General features: G+C 59.8%; 17 protein-coding genes. 10 read left to right on the top strand and 7 right to left on the bottom strand.

The features are described from left to right. Positions 1-88: 88 nt before the first annotated feature. From RUE5091_RS15835 to RUE5091_RS15820, 4 genes are all read right to left on the bottom strand, one after another. Positions 89-961: an NAD(P)-dependent oxidoreductase gene (locus RUE5091_RS15835; RefSeq protein ID WP_058282914.1), complete on the bottom strand. Its 873-nt coding sequence runs from the start codon at positions 959-961 to the stop codon at positions 89-91. A gap of 95 nt (positions 962-1,056) precedes the next feature. Beyond that, complete coding sequence (cueR, locus tag RUE5091_RS15830) at positions 1,057-1,446, bottom strand: Cu(I)-responsive transcriptional regulator (RefSeq protein WP_058282913.1); 390 nt, start codon at positions 1,444-1,446, stop codon at positions 1,057-1,059. After that, positions 1,443-3,920 (bottom strand): heavy metal translocating P-type ATPase, encoded by a 2,478-nt coding sequence (locus RUE5091_RS15825; RefSeq protein WP_058282912.1) that lies wholly within the window; start codon positions 3,918-3,920, stop codon positions 1,443-1,445. Before RUE5091_RS15825 ends, cueR begins: the two co-directional genes overlap by 4 nt. 124 nt (positions 3,921-4,044) lie before the next feature. Continuing rightward, positions 4,045-4,665, bottom strand: a complete 621-nt coding sequence (locus RUE5091_RS15820; protein ID WP_058282911.1) for a pyridoxamine 5'-phosphate oxidase family protein — start codon at positions 4,663-4,665, stop codon at positions 4,045-4,047. Positions 4,666-4,911: 246 nt separating this feature from the next. On the opposite strand from RUE5091_RS15820, the gene RUE5091_RS15815 reads away from it, so the two are divergent. Together RUE5091_RS15815 and RUE5091_RS15810 are read left to right on the top strand one after the other, a co-directional pair. Then, a complete protein-coding gene (locus tag RUE5091_RS15815; RefSeq protein ID WP_058282910.1) occupies positions 4,912-5,475 on the top strand; it encodes a TetR/AcrR family transcriptional regulator in 564 nt (187 codons plus the stop codon). A 98-nt stretch (positions 5,476-5,573) separates the two neighbouring features. Continuing rightward, the gene (locus RUE5091_RS15810; RefSeq protein WP_058282909.1) at positions 5,574-6,731 is read left to right on the top strand and encodes an acyl-CoA dehydrogenase family protein; all 1,158 of its coding nucleotides are present in this window, start codon (positions 5,574-5,576) and stop codon (positions 6,729-6,731) included. Between the two features lie 156 nt (positions 6,732-6,887). Here the strand turns inward: RUE5091_RS15810 and RUE5091_RS15805 are convergent, their stop codons facing one another. Beyond that, the gene (locus tag RUE5091_RS15805; protein ID WP_058282908.1) at positions 6,888-7,787 is read right to left on the bottom strand and encodes a LysR substrate-binding domain-containing protein; all 900 of its coding nucleotides are present in this window, start codon (positions 7,785-7,787) and stop codon (positions 6,888-6,890) included. Between the two features lie 237 nt (positions 7,788-8,024). On the opposite strand from RUE5091_RS15805, the gene RUE5091_RS15800 reads away from it, so the two are divergent. Genes RUE5091_RS15800 through RUE5091_RS15790 form a run of 3 tightly spaced genes read left to right on the top strand, consistent with a single transcriptional unit; the run spans position 8,025 to position 12,559 of the window. Continuing rightward, positions 8,025-10,217 carry a dehydrogenase E1 component subunit alpha/beta gene (locus RUE5091_RS15800; protein WP_058282907.1) on the top strand — a complete coding sequence of 731 codons (2,193 nt, stop codon included), beginning with the start codon at positions 8,025-8,027 and terminating at the stop codon, positions 10,215-10,217. Further along, the gene (locus tag RUE5091_RS15795) at positions 10,214-11,248 is read left to right on the top strand and encodes an ACP S-malonyltransferase (protein ID WP_058282906.1); all 1,035 of its coding nucleotides are present in this window, start codon (positions 10,214-10,216) and stop codon (positions 11,246-11,248) included. Before RUE5091_RS15800 ends, RUE5091_RS15795 begins: the two co-directional genes overlap by 4 nt. Before the next feature lie 39 nt (positions 11,249-11,287). Further along, positions 11,288-12,559, top strand: coding sequence for an NAD(P)/FAD-dependent oxidoreductase (locus RUE5091_RS15790; protein WP_058282905.1), 1,272 nt, complete (start codon positions 11,288-11,290; stop codon positions 12,557-12,559). 19 nt (positions 12,560-12,578) lie between these two features. On the opposite strand, the gene RUE5091_RS15785 is transcribed toward RUE5091_RS15790, so the two are convergent. After that, complete coding sequence (locus RUE5091_RS15785) at positions 12,579-13,481, bottom strand: LysR family transcriptional regulator (RefSeq protein WP_058282904.1); 903 nt, start codon at positions 13,479-13,481, stop codon at positions 12,579-12,581. A 75-nt stretch (positions 13,482-13,556) separates the two neighbouring features. On the opposite strand from RUE5091_RS15785, the gene RUE5091_RS15780 reads away from it, so the two are divergent. The 5 genes from RUE5091_RS15780 (at position 13,557) to RUE5091_RS15760 (ending at position 20,732) form a co-directional block, all read left to right on the top strand. Then, on the top strand, positions 13,557-16,769 hold the full coding sequence (locus RUE5091_RS15780; protein ID WP_058282903.1) for a reductive dehalogenase: 3,213 nt from the start codon (positions 13,557-13,559) through the stop codon (positions 16,767-16,769). A 127-nt stretch (positions 16,770-16,896) separates the two neighbouring features. Beyond that, a complete protein-coding gene (locus RUE5091_RS15775) occupies positions 16,897-17,763 on the top strand; it encodes an FAD binding domain-containing protein (RefSeq protein ID WP_058282902.1) in 867 nt (288 codons plus the stop codon). Continuing rightward, positions 17,760-18,239, top strand: a complete 480-nt coding sequence (locus RUE5091_RS15770) for a (2Fe-2S)-binding protein (protein WP_058282901.1) — start codon at positions 17,760-17,762, stop codon at positions 18,237-18,239. Before RUE5091_RS15775 ends, RUE5091_RS15770 begins: the two co-directional genes overlap by 4 nt. Beyond that, positions 18,239-20,494 (top strand): xanthine dehydrogenase family protein molybdopterin-binding subunit, encoded by a 2,256-nt coding sequence (locus RUE5091_RS15765; protein ID WP_058282900.1) that lies wholly within the window; start codon positions 18,239-18,241, stop codon positions 20,492-20,494. Before RUE5091_RS15770 ends, RUE5091_RS15765 begins: the two co-directional genes overlap by 1 nt. Continuing rightward, positions 20,487-20,732 carry a MoaD/ThiS family protein gene (locus tag RUE5091_RS15760; protein WP_058282899.1) on the top strand — a complete coding sequence of 82 codons (246 nt, stop codon included), beginning with the start codon at positions 20,487-20,489 and terminating at the stop codon, positions 20,730-20,732. Before RUE5091_RS15765 ends, RUE5091_RS15760 begins: the two co-directional genes overlap by 8 nt. Here the strand turns inward: RUE5091_RS15760 and RUE5091_RS15755 are convergent. After that, positions 20,729-21,436 carry a lysophospholipid acyltransferase family protein gene (locus RUE5091_RS15755; RefSeq protein ID WP_058282898.1) on the bottom strand — a complete coding sequence of 236 codons (708 nt, stop codon included), beginning with the start codon at positions 21,434-21,436 and terminating at the stop codon, positions 20,729-20,731. The two genes, RUE5091_RS15760 and RUE5091_RS15755, sit on opposite strands and share 4 nt — an antisense overlap.

Here is a 21,436-nt window from a genome sequence, read left to right as displayed (position 1 = left end):
CACCGGAATCCCCTTCATCTGGCCAAAAATACCTTCGGGGGTGAATTGGCCCAACGGGCCAAGAGGGGGCAGACAGCCCCCATTGCCGTCAGCCCAGCGCGCGCAGCCGCTTGAACAGCGAGGAGGTATCCCACCTTCCGCCACCCAGTTTTTGCACATCCTTGTAGAATTGATCGACCAGCGCGGTGACCGGCAGAGAGGCCCCGGTGTCGTCTGCCGTCTCAAGGCAAATCCCCAGATCTTTGCGCATCCAGTCGACCGCGAAACCATGCTCGAAATGATCATCCAGCATGGTTTCATAGCGGTTTGCCATCTGCCAGCTACCGGCTGCGCCCTGGCTAATCACTTCAACAACGGACCTGCCGTCCAGCCCGGCTTTCTCGGCGAAATGCAGCGCTTCGCTCAGGCCCTGAACCAGACCGGCAATGGCGATCTGGTTGCACATCTTGGTCATCTGCCCCGCGCCGCTGTCACCGATCCGGCGGCAGATCTTGGAATAGACCTGCATGATCGGTTCGGCTGCGTCATAGGCCACCTGATCGCCGCCGCACATGATCGACAACACACCATTCTCGGCCCCCGCCTGACCGCCCGAGATCGGGGCGTCCACAAATGCGATGCCCTTGGTTTGGCCTGCCGCATAGAGCTCACGGGTCACCTTGGCGGAAACGGTTGTGTGATCGACGAAAGTCGCATCTTCGGCCATGCCGTGAAAGGCGCCATCTTCGCCGGTGCAGACCATCCGCAGATCATCATCGTTGCCGACGCATGCCATTACGAACTCAGCGTCTTGCGCGGCCTCGTTCGGCGTGGTTGCCATCGCGCCGCCGTGTTGGGCAACCCAGGCTTCTGCCTTAGCCGCAGTACGATTGTACACGGTCACCTCATGACCTGCCGCCTGCAGGTGACCGGCCATTGGATAGCCCATGATGCCCAGACCCAGAAACGCAACTTTTGCCATATGGTGATCCTCTCTGTTGCCCGGCCCAATTCATTTGGCAGGCCGGATTGTCAGGCAGAGACAAAGCAAAGCCGCGCGCAAAGAGCAACCCCGTGTCAGGGCTTGCCGCCCAAATCCTGCAGGATCGGACAATCGGGCCGGTCATCCCCGGCACAGGCGTCGATCAGGTGGCCCAACGTGTCGCGCATCGCGTTGAGGTCGGCAATCTTGGCCTCGATCTGCGCCAGATGTGCCCGAGCGACCTTTTTGACATCGGCGCTGGCACGGGTTTCGTCTTCGTACAGTGCCATCAGCGTGCGGCAATCCTCGATCGTGAACCCCAACGCGCGGGCGCGGCCAAGAAAGTTAAGCTTGTGCACGTCCTGTTCGCGGAACCGACGATAACCGTTGTCGTCACGCAAGGGTTTGATCAGGCTAATGTCTTCGTAATAACGGATCGTCTTTGCTGGCAAGCCGGTTTGGGATGCAACGTCTCCGATGTTCATGGCGTCACCGTTTGAGATTTATGATCTTGTGGTGATTCAGGCAGCGCGGCCCGGACACGCCGCAATCGCAGCGCGTTCGAGACCACGAAAACGCTGGATAAAGCCATTGCCCCGGCGGCGAGGGCGGGGGACAACAGATGCCCACTGACCGGGTACATCACCCCGGCGGCCACGGGGATCAGCAGGATGTTGTAGCCAAAGGCCCAGCCGAGGTTCTGGCGGATGTTGCGCATGGTGCGGCGGCTGATCTCGACCGCATTGGCCACACCGCGCAGATCACCGGACATCAGTACCACATCCGCCGTTTCAATTGCCACGTCAGTGCCGGTTCCAATGGCCACGCCGATATCGGCCGCCGCCAAGGCTGGGGCATCATTGATGCCATCGCCGACAAAGGCCAGCGTGCCGAATTGTTCGCGCAGTGCGGTGATCGCGGCCAATTTACCGTCCGGCAGAACCTCAGCCGTGACGTGGTCGATTCCCAGCCGGTCTGCCAGCGCTTGTGCGGTGCGGGCGTTGTCGCCGGTCACCATCGCCAGTTTCAGGCCCATTGCGTGCAATCTTTCTAACGCGTCCCGAGTGCCGGGTTTCACCGGATCTGACACCGCAAGCAGTGCCGCCGCCTGCCCATCGACAGCGACGAACAACGGGGTGGCACCTTCGTTGGCGCGCAGGTCGGCTTCTGTCGTTAGATCACTTAGGTTCACTTCGTTCTGCGCCATCAGTCGAGGCGACCCGATCAGCAGATCGTGTCCTTCGACCTTTGCCTGAACGCCCAACCCGGTGAGGGACTCAAACGCGGATATAGCGGGCAGGTCCGCGGGACCCGCGCGGGTAATTGCAGTGGCGATGGGGTGTTCTGATTGCGCTTCAACCGCTGCGGCCAGCCGCAACACCTCATCGCGATCAAAGCCGTTCACGGTGGTGACGCTCTCCAACTCGGGGCGCCCCAGTGTCAGGGTCCCGGTCTTGTCCAGTGCGATAACCCGAGCCTGCTGCAATTGCTGTAGCGCATCGCCTTTGCGGAACAAAACCCCCAGCTCCGCCGCGCGCCCGGTTCCCACCATGATCGAAGTCGGCGTCGCCAAACCCATCGCGCAGGGGCAGGCAATGATCAGGACCGAGACCCCGGTGACCAGCGCCATCGGTAGCGCAGGCGCAGGGCCAAAGATCAGCCAGACCGCAATCGTCAGCAGGGCGACAGCGATAACCACCGGTACGAACCAGGCGGTGATGCGGTCGACCAGCCCTTGAATCGGCAGCTTGGCGCCTTGCGCCTGTTCGACCATCCGAATGACCTGTGCCAGGACTGTATCGGCCCCGACCCGCGTCGCGCGCAGGCGTAGCGCGCCGGTGCCGTTGACGGTTCCGCCCACGACCTGATCGGCGGGGGATTTGCCCACAGGAACCGGTTCCCCCGTGATCATGCTTTCATCCACGTATGAGGTGCCTTCTAGCACCTCACCATCTACTGGAACCCGCTCTCCTGGGCGGATTTGCAGGATATCCCCTACCGTAATGTCGGCGATTGGTCGGTCGACGAACGCGCCGTCCATCTCAACCCGGGCGGTCTTGGGCTGCAACCCCACCAGTTTGCGGATTGCGGCACCTGTCCTGCCCTTGGCGCGGGCCTCCATCACGCGGCCCAGCAGGATGAGGACCACGATGACCGAGGCGGCCTCGAAATACACATTGGCGCTGCCCTGCGGCAGGATCTGCGGCGCAAAGGTGGCTGTTACCGAGAACAGATAAGCTGCTCCCGTGCCCAGAGCGACAAGCGCATTCATATCCGGCGTTCCACGCAACAGCGCAGGAATGCCTTTGACATAGAAAACCCGCCCCGGCCCAAGCAACAGGACTGAGGTCAGCGCGAACTGAATTAGATGGCTGTTTTGCGTGCCAATACTTGCCTGTACCCAGTGATGAAAGGCCGGGATCATATGACCGCCCATCTCCAACACAAACACGGGCAAGGCCAATATGGCAGCCAACACGGTAGCGCGGGTCAGCGCGTGGGCCTCTTTGGTTTTGGCCTGATCGGTCTGGGGCTCGGCAGTGTCCGCTACACGCGCCGGATACCCGGCATCTTTGCAGCGTTTCGCCAGCATCTGTGGATCGGTCACGCCGTCGACATATGTGACTCGCGCGCTTTCCGTGGCCAGGTTGACCTGGGCTTCGACTACAGCGGGATCAGCTTTTAGTGCGTGTTCGATCCTGGACACGCAGGACGCACAGCTCATACCGGCGATCTTCAGCGTCGTTTGTCGAGTCGCGGCGGGATATCCGGCATGCGACAGCGCGTTGATCAAACCACTGACCTGACCGTCATATGTCACCTGCGCGGTTTCGGTCGCAAAATTGACCGAAGCGTCAGAGACGCCCGGCACATCCCGTAGAGCGGTTTCCACCCGACCCACGCAAGACGCACATCCCATGCCCGAGATTTTCAACTGAGTTGTCTGCGGCGCAGCCATTCGACTCATCCTATCGTCACTATTACCCTCCAGATGAGGGTTCCAGTCACAGGAAGGTCAAGGGGTCATAAAAAATTTTGCAAAATATCGAAGGCGAGGGTTTGGTCCGGGAAAACTTCCAGCGTCAAGGTCGTTGGGCCAGCTGTTGCTTTAACTGTTCGTTCTCGGCCTGTAACTGCGCCAATTGTTGACCAAGCGCATTCAGATGCGGGCGCAGCTCGGCTTCGGTAAAGCGGGGCGTAATGTTGGCCGGGCAGTTCCAGTCCAGCGCTTCGACCCGGATTATGACGGCGCGTTCGGCGGGGGCTTCGCCGCCTTCGGGATAAAGGTCGGCCGCCGCGGCCGCACCTTCGGTGAACTCCACCCGACCCAGGACCTTGAGGCGCCGCTGGTTGGCGTAATCCATCAGGATCAGCGCAATCCGGTCGTTTCCATCCAGATTCCCGCGCGAGATATACTGTTTGTTGCCCGTGAAATCGGCGTATCCGATGGTCTGCGGATCCAGTACCTTTAGAAACCCAATTGTCCCGCCGCGATATTGGACATAGGGCCAGCCGGTTTCGGACACAGTCGACTGGTAAAACCCGTCGCGCGCCTCGATAAAAGCTTTTTCGGCTGGACCGACCTGGTGGCCTTGCACCGGGCCGCCTTCGATGAATTTCGCATATGCCCTTGCCGATCCCTGCCTTTCCTGATGCGCAAGGACGGCGGGGGTAAAGGTCAGTTCCGAGAAGGCGCGCGGCATATTACGTCAGGGTTGCTGCGATCATAGCCAGGATCAGTAAAACGGGGACGTATTGCGGCGAGAAAAGGCTGGCATGGCGTTTCATTTAATCACTCCAAGGTTTACAGATCGGTAAATCTTTTCTCAATCTGTACCGATCTGTTAACTTTTGCAAGCTATTTTTCGGGATGTGCACCAAATCTCTGAGTGGTTGTCGTCAGCCCTGCAAAGGATTATGTACTGATCTGTACACGCAGGAGTCCGCATATGCGCCCAAACAAACGTGATGAACTGGTCCGCAAGTCGTTGCAGGTCTTTTATCGTGACGGGTTTCACGCCACCGGAATGGATAAGTTGGTAGTTGAAACGGGCGTGTCCAAAACCTCGATGTACAAGCATTTCCGAACCAAAGAGGAGCTGATCCTGGCTGCTCTGCGATTGCGGGACGAAACCTTTCGCGAAGATTTCCTGAGCCGTATCCAAGAGCTTGCGGATACTCCCGCCGGGCAGTTGTTGGCCAGTTTCGACGTACTGCGCGAATGGTTTCAGCAGGAAGAATATCGCGGTTGCCTGTTCATCAAGGCCGGGGCGGAATATCAGGAGGGTGATCACCCGATCCATAAGCAGTCGGCTGAACACAAGCAGATCATGCTGGACTATCTTACCGATCTAGCACGCAGGGCCGGGGCTCGTGATCCGGAACATCTGGCCTGCCGGATACAGCTTTTGCAGGAAGGTGCGATTGTGACAGCCGTGTTCCTGAAATCCTGCGAGCCTGCGCAAGAGGCTAGGGCCGTCGCACAGGTTCTGCTGGACTCGGCGCTGGCCTAGAATTTCAAAAGAACGTTACGTTGCAACGCATTAGAAGGATTGGATTGCGCTGACTCCAAAGCTACCTTGATCAAAGGCAGAATTGGGGAGAACGCCGCATGTCGCTATTCACAACGACCGCAAATTGGGTAACCGAAGAACACCGGATGTTTGCCGAAATGGCGGATCGGTTCATGGATGATGAACTGGCCCCCAATATCGACCGCTGGATCGAAAACGGCATCGTGGACCGCGAGATGTGGCGCAAGGCCGGTGATATGGGACTTATGGCGGGTGCGATCCCCGAGGTTTATGGCGGCGTAGGCGGTGGCATCGGTTTTGACGCGGTGACGATGTACGCGCAGTCCTCGCACGGGGATTCTGGCTGGGGCTATGCGATTCAATCCATCGTCGTCCACTACATCAATGCCTATGGCAGCGAAGATCAAAAGCAGAAATGGCTGCCGAAATTGGCCTCGGGCGAGATGGTTGGCGCGCTTGCCATGACCGAGCCCGGAACCGGGTCGGATGTGCAGGCCATTCGCACGACCGCGGACAAGGACGGGAATTCCTACCGTCTGAACGGGTCCAAGATTTTCATCACCAACGGGCAGTCGGCAGATCTGATCATTGTGGCGTGCAAGACGGACAAGGCGCTGGGCTCAAAAGGTGTTTCTTTGATCGGGGTTGAGACCGAAGGTGCTGAGGGGTTCCGCAAGGGCCACAACCTCAAGAAACTGGGGATGAAGGCCAACGACACAGCCGAGTTGTTCTTTGAGGACGTCAAAGTTCCGATGACCAACCTTCTGGGGGCAGAAGAGGGGCAGGGGTTCTACCAAATGATGAACCAATTGCCATGGGAGCGCCTTACGATTGGTATCGGCGCGCTGGGCGCAATTGATTTCGCTATCGCCGAGACGGTGAAATACACACAAGAGCGCAAAGCCTTTGGTCAGCGAGTGATGGATTTTCAGAATACCCGCTTCAAGCTGGCCGAGTGCAAAACAAAGGCTGAGGTGCTGCGCAGTTTCGTCAATGATTGCATCGCGCGGCTTGAGGCTGGCACGCTGGATGCGGCAACCGCATCGATGGTGAAATACTGGGGGTCAGAAGTTCAGAATGAAATCATGCACGAATGCTTGCAGCTGTTCGGCGGGTATGGGTTCATGATGGAATATCCGATTGCCCGCCTTTACGCGGATGCGCGCGTTCAGATGATTTATGGCGGCACCAATGAGATCATGAAGGAACTTATTGCCCGATCCCTCGATACTTAGCCAGACCGGGTACTCCCGCCCGTCGTCAATGTTTCTGACGAAACATCTCCTCCCGTTGGGCCAGGCAAGCGTGGGCATAGCCCGCGCTTGCCTGGCCCCCTGCCGTCCGCAGGACGCAAGGCCAATGGCCGCGCAGGATCGCTTTGCAACTCTGACTTATGTATTCGGGGCCTGATCAATCCGGCCTTGCAGCCACACTCGGAATGATCTGAGAGGTTCAGATTCCGCTCGGGATTGCGGCCAGACCAAATAGAAATTTCCAAGGCTAACGCCCGGGCCATGCCACGCAGGGACAAGCCGCCCCGCAGCCAGATCAGCCTCGACCAGATAGGTTGGAAGCAACGCCACGCCCAACCCATGGATAGTGGCCTGTCCCATGGTTGAGAATTGATCGAAAAGCATTCCCTGTACCCCGGATATCTCTCGTCCCTGAGCGGTGAACCATTTCTCCCAGGCTTCGGGGCGCGTTTCCAAATGCAACAGGGGCGCTTTGATCAGCCACTCAATATCATCGCTGTCATCGGGCAACATATCGGGTGCGCAAACGGGCACCACATCTTCGCGCATGATGGGCAGGTAATTCACGCCGGCCCAGTCGCGTTGACCAAAGTGGATCGCAGCGTCGAATTGTTCCGTGTCGAAATCAAAGGGCCGCAGACGTGTATTCAGATTTACGGTGACTTCTGGATGACGGCGGGCGAAATCCTGCAGGCGCGGCGCCAGCCAATGCATGCCAAATGCAGGCAGGATCGACAGGTTCAGCGATCCTCCGGTCGGGTTGGCCTTGAGCTTCAGCGACGCCTGAGCGAGTTGGTTCAGCGCCGTGCGGGCAACTTGCACGTATTCCTTTGCCGCAGGCGTCAGATGCAATCGCATCTGGCTGCGTTGGATCAGGGCGACGCCAAGCTGTTCCTCCATCGTCTTGAGCTGACGGCTGATTGCGCTTTGGGTCAGTGACAGCTCTTCGGCGGCGGCAGAGGCGCTGCCAAGGCGGTCAACAGCCTCAAGCGCCAGCAAAGAGGGGATCGAGGGCAAAAAGCGGCGCGGGGCGATCATATGACAAATCCTCATACCTTTCGGAAGGAATATCACTGGCTTTTGCCGCGCGCCAGTCCGATACAAATGAAGGTATTTCTTTGGGGAATGCGCCTGTAAGCCAGTGCATCGGATCGGATGTTTAGTTCCGTGGTGCTTGCGGCTTTCTTTTGCCTCTGCCCTCGAAAGCCTGCAAGAAAAGGGGGGGTGCTGCGGTATCACTCCGGATTGTAGCCATTAAGGATCAGGGAACAGGCCATGGATCGCGCTCAGATCGTTCACGAGAATTTCCTGACCCGAGTCGCACAGCGCGATTTTCCCGAAGGGACTGCCCCCAGACCGGGTTTGAGTAATCCCGATGCGGTGTCATTGTTTCGGTCGCAAGTCCTCAGCCGTGCGCTAGATCGCACCAGCCGTGCGATGCAAAAGGCGGGGCAGGGCTTCTATACGATTGGCTCTTCGGGGCACGAGGGGATGGCAGCCGTCGCCCACGCGCTGCGCCCGACCGACATTGCCTTTTTGCATTATCGCGATGCGGCGTTTCAGATTGCTCGGGCCGAACAGGTGCCGGGCCAACAGATCGCCTGGGACATGCTGCTGAGCTTTGCGTGCTCGAAAGAAGACCCGACCTCGGGCGGGCGGCACAAGGTGTTGGGGTCCAAGGCGCTGACGATCCCGCCGCAGACCTCGACCATTGCCAGCCACCTGCCCAAAGCGGTAGGCGCGGCCTATAGCCTGGGCGCAGCGCGGCGGCATGACCCGGAACATAGCGAGTTGCCCTTGGACGGGATTGCTGTTTGTTCTTTTGGGGATGCATCGGCCAATCACTCGACCGCGCAAGGGGCGTTCAACACGGCCGGGTGGACCAGTGTGCAATCAACGCCGTTACCGTTGCTGTTCGTGTGCGAGGATAACGGAATTGGAATCTCGGTGAAGACACCGAAGGGCTGGATTCAATCGTCGATGGAGCATCGGCCGGGCGTCAAGTATTTCCAGGCCAACGGGTTGGATATCTTTGAGACCCACGCCGTGGCGAAGGAAGCCGCCGATTATGTGCGAACGCGTCGTAAACCCGCATTTTTGCACCTGAAAACCGTGCGCCTTTACGGTCACGCTGGGGCGGATGTGCCGACCACCTACCTGCCGAAAGCTGAGGTCGAAGCTGATGAAGCAAATGATCCCCTGCTGCATACTGTGCGTTTGTTGGATCAGGCGGGCGCGTTGCAGCCGGATCAGGCATTGAAGATTTACAATGACACCTGCGCCCGCACGGATCGTGTCGCCGCCGAGGCCGCCACCCGCCCGCATCTGTCCGATGCCGCCGAGGTAATGGCCAGCCTGATCCCGCCGAAACGTACCTGCAAACCCACCAACGGTCCGAGCGCCAAGGCGCGCGCCAAAGCCTTTGGAGGGGATTTGCGAGCGATGAGTGATCCTCAGCCCATGAGCCGCCTGATCAACTGGACGTTGACCGATCTGATGCTGGAACATGGTGAACTCGTCTGTATGGGCGAAGACGTGGGCCGAAAAGGGGGCGTCTATGGGGTTACACAGAAACTGCAGCAGCGGTTTGGCCCGGACCGGGTGATCGACACGTTGTTGGATGAACAATCCATTCTGGGGTTGGCTATCGGCATGGGGCACAACGGTTTTGTTCCAATCCCCGAGATTCAGTTCCTGGCCTATCTGCATAACGCTGAAGATCAGATCAGGGGCGAGGCCGCGACCCTGCCGTTCTTCTCGAACGGGCAGTTTACGAACCCGATGGTTCTGCGGATTGCGGGGCTGGGGTATCAGAAAGGGTTCGGTGGTCATTTCCATAACGACAATTCCCTGGCGGTGCTGCGCGACATTCCGGGCGTGATCATTGCCTGTCCGTCCTCGGGCGCGGATGCGGCACAAATGCTGCGCGAATGTGTACGGCTGGCGCGGGAAGAGCAAAGGGTGGTGGTGTTTCTAGAACCCATCGCGCTGTATCCGATGCGCGATTTGCACGAGGCGCAAGATGGCGGATGGATGACCACTTATCCATCGCCGGATCAACGTATCGCGTTGGGTGAGGTTGGCGTGCATGGGGATGGCACCGATCTGGCCATCGTGACCTATGGCAACGGGCATTATCTGTCGCAACAGGCGCTGCCCGAACTGGACGCAGCCGGGATCAAGACCCGCATCATCGACATGCGCTGGCTGGCGCCCTTGCCGGTCGAGGCCCTGCGCGAGGCCACCAAACCCTGCGCACATGTTTTGGTCGTGGATGAATGCCGCCGCACGGGCAGCCAGTCTGAGGCGTTGATGACGTTCTTTGCTGAAGAAAATCCCGCAACCCCAACTGCACGCGTTGTGGCCGAAGATTGCTTTATCGCCACCGGCCCGGCCTATGCCGCTCCGCTGCCATCCAAGGACGGCATCGTTGCCGCCGCGCTGAAACTGGCCGGAGGGCGCCAATGACCCGCACAGCCGTTGTCATCTGTCCCGGTCGGGGCACCTACAACAAGTCCGAACTGGGCTATCTGCACCGTCATCACACGCAGCGGATGGACCTGTTCCACAGCTTTGACGCGATCCGCGCCGAGACCGGGCAAGACGCCGTGACTGCTCTGGATGGTGCAAGCCGGTTTACGGTGTCCAAGTATTCGCGGGGGGATGTAGCCTCGCCCTTGATCTACGCGGCCTCCTTGGCCGATGCGCAGGCTTTGGCGGACGATATCGAGGTCGTCGCGGTCACCGGTAATTCGATGGGTTGGTATATCGCCTTGGCCGCTGGCGGTGCGCTGTCGCCGCAGAATGGGTTTCGTGTGGTGAACACGATGGGCACACTGATGCAGGAACAGCTGATTGGCGGGCAGCTTGTCTATCCCTATACCGGTGACGATTGGCAGGATGATCCGCCGCGCAAGGCCGAATTGCTGGCCGACATGGAACGGATCAATGCAACCAACGGGTGCGATCTGGCGCTGTCTATCGATCTGGGCGGGATGCTGGTGCTGGCAGGGAACGAAGCGGGGTTGAAGGCGTTCGAAGCTTCTCAGCCCGTTGTGCAGGAACGTTTTCCGATGCGGTTGGCCAATCACGCGGCATTTCATACCTCCTTGCAGGTGCCGGTCGCAGCCGAAGGGCGCGCGCGACTGACCGCAGATCTGTTTGCGCAGCCGGATCTCCCGCTGATCGATGGGCGCGGCAAAATCTGGTGGCCTGGCGCGACCGATACGCAGGCACTGTGGGATTATACCTTGGGCCATCAGGTGACCGAGACCTATGACTTTACCCGCGCCATTCAGACAGCCGCGCGTGAGTTCGCCCCGGACCTGTTCATTGTCACCGGCCCGGGCGCGACCCTGGGTGGTGCCGTGGCGCAGTCACTGGTGCAGGCAGATTGGAAAGGCATGTCGGACAAGGCGGCCTTTCAGGCGCAACAACAAACCGATCCTTTTCTGATCGCCATGGGCCGCGATGATCAAAGGGTGCTTGCAACCGGCTGATTCCGCCGCAATGATCCGCGCAAAACTCTGGAGTCCAGCGTGAGTGACCACGACAAATCCCTGTGGTTGAAAACCTGCCGCGAACATGTGGTAGACCACCCCCTAAACGGTGACCTGACGGTTGATTTGGCTGTGATCGGTGGTGGCTATTCCGGCTGTACCGCGGCGTTGACCGCGGCGCAGGCCGGGGCGTCGGTCTGCCTGCTTGAGGCGCAAGACATTGGCCACGGCGGTTCTGGCCGTAATGTCGGCCTGGCGAATGCCGGGCTGTGGTTGCCGCCCGAGGATATCCGCGCGCATCTGGGCAAGCAGGCCGGGGATCGTTTGATCGATCTTTTGGCGGCGGCACCTGCGGATGTGTTTGACCTGATCGAACGGTATGGCATCGACTGTGATCCTGTGCGCAATGGCACGTTGCACTGCGCACATTCCGCCTCGGGCCTGAAGGATTTGCAGAGGCGTCACGCCCAGTTGAGCGCCACGGGAGCCCCGGTTAAATTGCTGCCCGCCGATCAGGCCACGCAACGGACCGGCAGCGCGGCGTTCCATGGCGCGCTGTTTGATCCACGCGCGGGAACGATTCAGCCATTGAGTTACGTGCGTGGACTGGCCCGTGCCGCTGCCGAGGCCGGGGCGCGGATTGTCACCCAATGCCCGGTGCAGTCGATGCAGTACGACAACGGTCAATGGGTGCTGAAAACTCCGCATGGCTTGGTGCGGGCGAAATCGGTAATCCAGGGCACCAACGCCTATCATCAGGGTCTTCAAGCTACGGCCACGGACTATGTGCCGGTCTATTATTTCCAGTTCTTCACCGCGCCGCTGTCGGACAATCTGCGGGCCAGCATTCTGCCGGGCGGGGAGGGGTGCTGGGACACCGGATTGGTCATGACTTCATTCCGTATGGATGCCGAAGGGCGGCTGATTATTGGAGGCATGGGTGATCTGGGTCAGGCAGGCCGTACGGTTCACGCGGCTTGGTGCAGGCGCAAGCTGGCCGAGCTGTTTCCACAACTTTCCGGTCAGTCGTTGACCGAAGGATGGCATGGGCGCATCGCCATGACCTCGGACCACATCCCCAAGATCACGCAGATCGGTCCCAATGCCCTTTCAGCGCACGGATATTCTGGACGGGGCATCGGTCCGGGTACGGTTTTTGGCCGCTTGATGGTAGAAAGCCTGCTGCAGGACGACCCTGACCTTCTGCCTGTCCCCGCGGTGCCTGAATACCGCGAAAGCTGGACGGGCCTGCGCCGTGCTTATTTCGAAACTGGCGCAACGTTGATGCATCTGATCAAGGCACGGCTCTGATCCCGGACCGCCCCGATGATCAATTCTGCAACGCTGTGGCGATGGCCTCGATCCGTGCGCGCAACCAGCGATGGGCCGGGTCGTTCGCCGAACGTTGATGCCAGACCATGTAGATTGAGACCGGCGCGCACTCGAACGGCAATGGCGCGCAGTCCAGCGCCGCCAGCGGCCCGTGTTTCATCAACGCCGTGTCCGTTGAAATCAGGTCGCTGCCCTTCACAAAGGAAGGGATCGCGTGGAAATGCGGCAAGGTGACGGTGGGTGGCCGGATCTGGTTTTGATCCACACCACGCATCACCGCGCGGGAATTGCGCCCGTCGGAAAACCGCACCTCGATATGCTCAGACTGGCAATAGGCCTGCCAACTGTCCGGCGGGCGACGCTGATCGGCATCGTAAAAGATCATCAGCGGGCTGATCAGCAGACGTTTTTGAAAAATATCCGGCCCATCAGGTGGCAGCGGGGTCAGCATCAACTGACATCGGTCGCTGCGCAGCAGGTCGGGGTCGGGGACGCCGGACGGGATGAAACCCAGCCGCAGGCGCACGCCTTCGGTTCGAAGTGTGCGCAGTAGCGGTGGAAAGATCAGATCGCGTGGCATGTCGTTGGCTGCAATCTGGATGCTGATCTCATCGGCTAGCGGATCAAATGGGCGTTCGTCCGTCAGTGCCCGCATGCCGTCCAGCACCTGCTGCACCGGCTCTTTCAGCGACAAGGCGCGCTCAGTCGGGGTCAGGCCCTGACCCGAGCGCACGAACAACGGATCCCCCAGAACCTGCCGCAGTTTGGCCAGCGTGTGGCTGATTGCCGATTGCGTCACACCCAACCGGTCGGCAGCCTTTGAGACCGAGCTTTCCTCGAGGATCGTCAGAAAGGTGCGCAGGACCTTGCCGTCCAGATCAGTGAAATCAGTTTTACTCATACCATCTATGACTATTCATGAATGGATTTGCTGTCTACGGCGCATTAGGTGACACTCAGCAACAGGAGGCGCGCAATGAGTATCCGCTTTTTCTCGGATAAGAACAGACCGGTCCATATGGGCCGTTATCCACTGGAGCGGTTGGCGCGGCAGACCGGGATGCCAGACCTGTCCGCTGTGCCACCGATGCCCAAGCTGAGCTTTCACCGATCGGGTCAGCCCGAAAGCATCGTCAACGCGATGGGTGAGTTCCAGGCGATGATGGATGCCATTCGCGATGGGTTCGTGAACCCGGTGATGTCAGATATCCCGGTGGACCCATCCGAGCGCGCCAATCACCTCAAGGCATTTGGTTATTTCAATGATGCCTCAATGATGGGCTGCGGTCCGTTGCTGTCAGAGGCGCTGTTGCCTGAGCCACGTCGCAACCCTGATATCGACCGGCTGGCCCATGCGCTGAAGACGCGGCAGACCAAGACACTGGCCTCGGGGATCGACCTGATCATGGCCGACCTGAAGGAAAGCATGGAGGCCACGCCGAAGCCGATGGACACGCATCGCCATGCCATCGTCTTTCTGTATGAACACAACCGTGACCCGGACCCGAACGAGCCGGGGGCCGAGTGGATCTTCGACGCGCAAGATCATCGCGCCTGTCTGCTGGCGACCGAGAATGCGGTGGTGATCGCCAATTACATCCGCCTGCTGGGTTACGACGCGCGGGCCCATACCGCGATGTCGTCCGAGGTTGATCTGGGGCGGCTGGCAGTGGCAGCGGGTTTGGTCACGGTTGAAAGAGACGACATAGTGGCCCCGTGGCTAGGCAAACGGTTCGGTCTGGCCGCCGTGACGACCGAGTTGGAGATCACACATGACCAACCTCTATTGCCCATGGCGCAGCAGCCATGGTTTCGCGCGCAGGGTCCGGCCTGGTGGTTGGGTACAGGGTTTGCCAAGAACGCCTTGAACCGAGACGTTTACGCCAAACGGCGTTATGTGGACGGCGCACATCCGTTCGAAAAGCTCAATCGCGTTGAGAGCCCTACCACTTATATCGACGAAGAAAACGTCGCCCGCGTCCCCAAGCGCGCCGATATGTTCGCCCGTGCGTTGTTTGGCGATATGGGCAAGCCGCTGCAGGATGCGGCAAAGGGCGGGCATTATGTTCGAAAGTCTGCCCCCAGCTTTGCGCAGCGCCGGGCGCTTGGGGCCTTTGTGCTGTTACAGGATGGTGAAAGCGCTGAGGTATCGCAGCCCACCGATGCCGCGCGCAACGCCGCGAATATCAAGGCAGCAAGCTATTTTTTAAGTGCCGATGCCGTCGGCCTTAGCCGGTGCCCTGAATGGAGCTGGTATTCCCACGACGCTGCTGGTGAGGAAATCAACCCCCCGCATGATCAGGCGATCAGTATGATCATCGACCAGGGGCGTGAAACCATGGAAGGGTCCAGTGGTGACGACTGGATCGCAGTCAGTCAGTCCATGCGGGCTTACTTGCGGTTTTCCCTTCTTGGCGGCGTGATCGCGCAGCAAATCCGTAACCTCGGATACAAGGCCAAAGCGCATACCGTCATGGACGGCGAAGTGCTGCAACCGCCGCTCTTGCTGTTGTCTGGGCTGGGCGAAGTTAGCCGGATTGGTGAGGTGATCTTGAACCCTTATCTGGGTCCGCGCCTGAAATCCGGTGTGGTGACAACGGATATGCCTGTCAGCCACGACAAGCCCATTGATTTCGGCCTGCAGAGCTTTTGTGAGGCATGCAACAAATGCGCGCGGGAATGTCCTTCGGGGGCGATCACGGCCGGGCCGAAGCTGATGTTCAACGGCTATGAAATCTGGAAATCCGACAGCCAGAAATGTGCAACGTACCGGATCGGCACGTCCGGTGGGGCCATGTGCGGACGGTGCATGAAAACCTGCCCGTGGAACCTTGAGGGTATTTTCCAGGAACGCCCCTTTCGCTGGGCCGCAATGAACTTGCCACAAGCAGCACCTGTGTTGGCAAAACTGGATGATGCGGTCGGCAATGGCAGTTTGAACGACACCAAGAAATGGTGGTGGGATATCGAGTTGCAGACTGACGGCGCCTATCGCCCCACCGCTTACCCGCTGAACCGGCGTGGTTTGCAAACAGACCTAGACCTGAAATTCGAAGACCAGACATTGGCCGTTTATCCCGCCTATCTGGCACCGCACCCCTGGCCTTATCCTTTTGCCATGGACCGTGAGGCCGGAATTGCCGCCTATCGGGCGATGGTCACGGCCGAGGAATACAAGACCCGTAAGGCAGCCGGGGATATGTCGGTGATCCACCGCTATACCATCGCGGGCGACGCACCGGTGATGCGCGTTGCCTTAAGTAAGGTCGATAAGATGACCGCGGATGTGACCAAATACGAATTCTCAGCCCTCGATGGCGCACCCTTGCCCAACTGGACCGCGGGTGCACATCTGGACGTTCTGGTCGCGCCGGAATTCCTGCGACAGTATTCTATGTCGGGCGACCCGTCTGATCCGTCTGTCTATCAGATCGGCGTGCTGCGCGAGGATGAAGGGCGCGGCGGCTCGGCCCTGTTGCACCGCATTTTCAACGAAGGGCGAAAAGTTTTCATCTCAAAGCCCATCAACCATTTCGAGCTGGATGAGACGGCCACCAAGACCTTCCTGATGGGCGGCGGGATCGGTATTACCCCCATGATTGCATTTGCCCATCGCCTGCACGCGCTGGGCAAGCCGTTCGCGCTGCATTACTCCGCCAGCACCCGCGCCAGTGCTGGCTATCTGGATGATCTGGCCGCAATGCCATGGGCGGAACACGTGCACTTTCACTTCTCGGACGAAGGTACCCGCGCCGATCTGGATACGATTTTGTCTGGCTATCAACCGGGCTGGCACGTTTATACCTGTGGGCCGGATCGCTATATGGACGGAGTGATACAAGCCGCCAAGGCGCGGGGCTTCCCCGAAGACGCGCGGCATCTGGAATACTTTTCGGTGCCCGAACAGCCAGAATATGAAAACCATCCGTTCATGCTGCGGCTGGCTAAAACGGGGCGTGACTTGCCGGTCCCTGCAGATAAGGATGCCGCGCAAGTGTTGACCGAGGCAGGGATTCACGTGGACGTCAAATGCTCGGACGGGATTTGTGGGGTCTGCAAATGCGGTGTGATCTCGGGTGAAATCGAACACCGTGATTTCGTCCTGTCGAACACGCAGCGCGCGGATGCGATGATCCTGTGCCAAAGCCGCGCGGCGCAGCCGGACGGTGTGATCGAGATCGACCTTTGACATCAGGTCCGGAAACGACATCAGATAACTCAAAAATTGGTCGCTCCTGCCATGGACGCGGCCATGTTGCTGCACTAACGTCCCCTCTGAACCCAGTGAATCCTGATCAACAGGTGCGAGGTACTTCATGGATTATCACAGCCCCGCCAGCTTTGCCGAAGCCTCGGCACTGGCCGCAAACGCGACGGGCATTACACGGTTTCTGGCAGGCGGCACCGATGTTCTGGTGCAGCTGCGGTCAGAGCTTGTGACGCCCGATACGCTGATCGACATCAAGAAAATCGACGGCGTGCGCGATATCAACTGTAACGCCAATGGCAGCTGGACCCTGGGCGTCGCTGCCACAGGTGCCGAGATGAGCGAACATCCCGACCTGGGCCGCGACTGGCCCGGCGTGGTCGAGGCGATGGACCTGATAGGTTCGACACAGGTTCAGGGACGCGCGACGCTGACCGGCAACCTGTGCAATGGCTCTCCGGCGGCGGATTCCGTGCCTGCCATGGTCGCGGCAGGTGTGACCGTCACCGTTACCGGCCCGGACGGTGACCGTGAGGTCGCGGTCGAAGACATCCCGATCGGTCCCGGCAAAACGTCTCTGGTGCAGGGTGAGTTGATTTCAGCGGTGCATATCCCGGCGCGTGGCGACAATGGCGGTGACGCATACCTGCGCTTTATTCCGCGCACCGAAATGGACATCGCCGTGGTCGGCGTTGGGGTAAACTTGCGTTTGGATGGTGACACCGTCACCGAAGCCCGCGTGTCGTTGGGTGCAGTGGCCCCTACGGTTCTGCTGGTCGAGGACTGCGCGAAGTCGATTATCGGTAGCACGTTGGATGACGCCGCGCTGGATACGCTGGCCGCTGCAGCATCCGCCGCTTGCAACCCGATCGACGACAAGCGCGGCACTATCGCATTCCGCACTGAGGTCGCTGGCGTTCTGGCCAAGCGCGCCGCGAAAATCGCCTATGCCCGCGCCAAGGGAGAGCAAGCATGAGCAAGTTCCACGTATCCACCACCGTGAACGGGGACACGGTCGAATACCTCTGCGATCCGCGCGAGACCCTGCTGGATTGTCTGCGCGACAAGCTGAACCTGACCGGCGCGAAAGAGGGCTGCGGCACCGGTGACTGCGGTGCCTGCTCGGTCACTGTTGATGGCCGTCTGGTCTGTTCCTGCCTGATGCTGGGGGTCGAGGCTGATGGCAAGCAGATCGAAACCGTCGAAGGCATCGCGGAGGGTGACGTGCTGCATCCGCTGCAAAAGAAGTTCATCGAACATGCCGCCCTGCAATGTGGTATCTGCACGCCGGGCATTCTGGTTGCGGCCAAATCGCTGCTGGAAAAGAACCCCAACCCGACCGAGGAAGAGACCCGGTATTGGCTGGCAGGCAACCTGTGCCGCTGCACAGGGTATGACAAGATCATTCGCGCCGTGATGGAAACGGCCGAAGAACTGCGGGAGGCTTCGTGATGGCACTCGACGATCGTAAGACACAATTCACCTTCGTTGGAACGCGCCCGGACCGGCCCGACGGACTGGACAAGGTCACTGGCCGCGCCAAATTCGGAGCGGATATTTCCGCACCGGGTATGCTGCACGGCGCGATCCTGCGTTCGCCTCATGCCCACGCGCGGATCGTAAAGATCGACACCTCAAAGGCCGAGGCACACAAGGACGTCAAAGCCGTCGTCACCCGCGCGGATTTTGCCGAGTTACCGTTTCAACCTGGTCTTGAGGGCGAATTCTGGAATGTTCTGGAAAACGTCATGGCGGGAGAAAAGGCGCTCTATGACGGGCATGCGGTAGCAGCTGTGGCGGCCACATCTGCTTTGGCGGCGCGTGATGCGCTCAAGCTGATCGAGGTGGAATACGAGGTGTTGCCGCACGTCACTGACGTAGACAAGGCGATGGCACCTGATGCACCCGTGATCCGCGAAGGCGCGGCGGATTATTCCGTGCCCGAAGGGATGCACCCGAACATTGTGCGGTACCACGAAAGCGGACACGGCGATGTCGAAGCTGGCTTTGCCGAGGCTGATTTGGTCATCGAAGACAGCTTTGTCACCGAGGCGACCCATCAGGGCTACATCGAACCGCATGCCTGTCTGGGCATGCTGGGCAATGACGGCAAAGGTGAGCTGTGGTGCACCACGCAAGGCCACTGGATCGCGCAGAAAACCTGCGCCGCGCTGCTGGGCATCGAAACCTCACAACTGCGCGTTACAGCCTCTGAGATTGGCGGTGGTTTCGGCGGTAAGACCACCGTCTTCATCGAACCCGTGGCGTTGGCACTCAGCCGCAAGGCAAACCGACCGGTCAAGATCGTGATGACCCGGTCGGAAGTGTTTAGGGCTACTGGCCCGACTTCCTCGGCGTCGATGGATATCAAGATCGGGATGAAGAAAGACGGCACCATCTCGGCGGCGCAGGGTGTGTTCCGCTTGCAAGGTGGCGCGTTTCCTGGCGCACCGGGCGATATGACCGCCATGTGCGCCTTTGCACCCTATAACCTGACCAATGTCAGCCAGATCGGCTATGACGTGATGGCCAACCGTCCGAAACAGGCCGCCTATCGCGCGCCGGGCGCGCCGATGGGGGCCTTTGCGGTCGAGTCGGTGATTGATGAGTTGTGTAAGAAGTTGGGCCTTGATCCGGTCGACGTCCGCTTGAAAAACGCAGCCCATGAAGGCACCAAGGCCAGCTATGGCCCGACGTATGAGCGGATCGGTTTGGTGGAAACGCTTGAGGCCGCGAAGGCCCACCCGCATTACTCGGCCCCGCTGAAGCCGGGGCAGGGCCGTGGGATTTCCTGCGGGTTCTGGTTCAACCATGGTGGCGAGACGTCTGTGTCACTGGCGCTGTCCGAGGATGGCTCGGCACAATTGATGGTGGGAACGCCCGATATCGGCGGCTCGCGCGCGTCGATGGCGCTGATGGCGGCTGAGGTTCTGGGCATCCCATACGAGAACATCCGTGTGACTATCGCCGATACAGCGACGCTGGGCTATAACGACGTTTCGCACGGTTCGCGCGTGACCTATGCCAGTGGTCTGGCGACCATCAAGGCGGCGAAACATGCGGTTGAAAAGCTGTGCGAACGGGCCGCGGCCAGTTGGGGTATTCCGGCGGATGCGGTGAAATGGGAAAACGGCTGCGCTATACCTTCGGGTCCCAACGCGGGCGATTTTGACCCGCGCCCGCTGGCCGATATCACCGCGCATATGGGCCAGACCGGCGGGCCCATTTCGGGCCATTTTGAAGCCACGCCCGAAGGTGCAGGTGTGTCGTTCGGTACCCATATTGTTGACGCCGAGGTCGATCCGGAAACCGGCAAAACCGCGATCACCCGCTATACGGTCATTCAGGATGCCGGCAAGGCGATCCATCCGACCTATGTAGAGGGGCAATATCAGGGTGGCGCGGCACAGGGCATCGGCTGGGCGCTGAACGAGGAATATGTCTACGGCGACGATGGTCGCCTGCAAAACTCGATCTTCCTCGATTACCGCATCCCGGTTGCTAGTGACCTGCCGATGATTGACACGGTGATTGTCGAAGTGCCCAACCCCGGTCATCCGTTTGGCGTGCGTGGTGTGGGTGAAACCGGCATCGTGCCGCCCCTGGCCGCCATCGCAAATGCGGTGTCGCACGCGGCGGGTGTTCGGATGAAGCAATTGCCGATGTCGCCGCCCCGCATTCTGGCAGCGCTCAAGGACAATGGTTGAGGTCCATCTCTGGTCCGGCCTCCGGTCACTGACCGGGGGCCAGCAAGTGGTGGAGGTTGAGGCCAAGACCACTGGTGAGTTATTGCGCGCCCTCGTGCGCGCTCACCCTCAGCTGCAAGCGCCCATTGATGCCGGGGTTTCCATCGCCATCGACGGGCGCGTCATCGCCAGCGGGTTGACTGAACCGATTCCCGAAGGCAGCGAAATTTATCTGATGCAGCGGTTGAGGGGCGGTTAACTCTCGGGCGTCCACGGCGCGCGCCCGACAATACAGTCGGCCTCGGCGGTGATCTCGTTCATGTGCTGCTCAAGGCTTTGGCGCAGGGCTTCGATCTGCTCGTCCGAGGCTTTGCGCGGCACGGTTTCGGTCCACTCTCGGCATAGAAATACTCCCCTGTTCCGCCAGGGGCGGGGCATCAACAGGCGATCCCATGTACCCGCTTCGCTGCCATATTGCGCGGAAAAGGTGATCCCGAAGATTCGTTTGCCCGAGGTGCGGGCCCAGACCAGTGGCACCGTAGAAAGTACTCGCTCGGGGCCACGTGGTCCGTCGGCGGCGATGCCGATGGAAATTCCCTTCTTGATCCTGCCGAGCACTTCTCGCGACACGGCAACGTTGCTTTTGTGTTTGCTGGTCATGGCGATCGTGTCCATGCCGAACAGTTTCTGCACCCGGCCCACCATGCTGCCTGCTCGTGCAGATGAAGTGATCGAACAGATCTGGCCCTTGTCCAGCGGGAAGAAATACGGCGACTGCGCCAGCCGCTGATGCCACAGCACCACTATCACCGGCTCACCTTGTTCGACCAGCTGGTCCAGTTCTTCGTATCCGATGCGCTGCCACTTGGTGTTGCGATTGACCAACCGGATATAACTTGCAATGCGGCGCGCGACCCAGTTTAGAACGGCTTCGCTGTCGGCGATCTTTTTGCGGATACTCAC

The organism is Ruegeria denitrificans (assembly GCF_001458295.1).
Classification (GTDB): Bacteria; Pseudomonadota; Alphaproteobacteria; order Rhodobacterales; family Rhodobacteraceae; genus Ruegeria; species Ruegeria denitrificans.
This window is presented reverse-complemented; position numbering and strand designations above follow the sequence as displayed.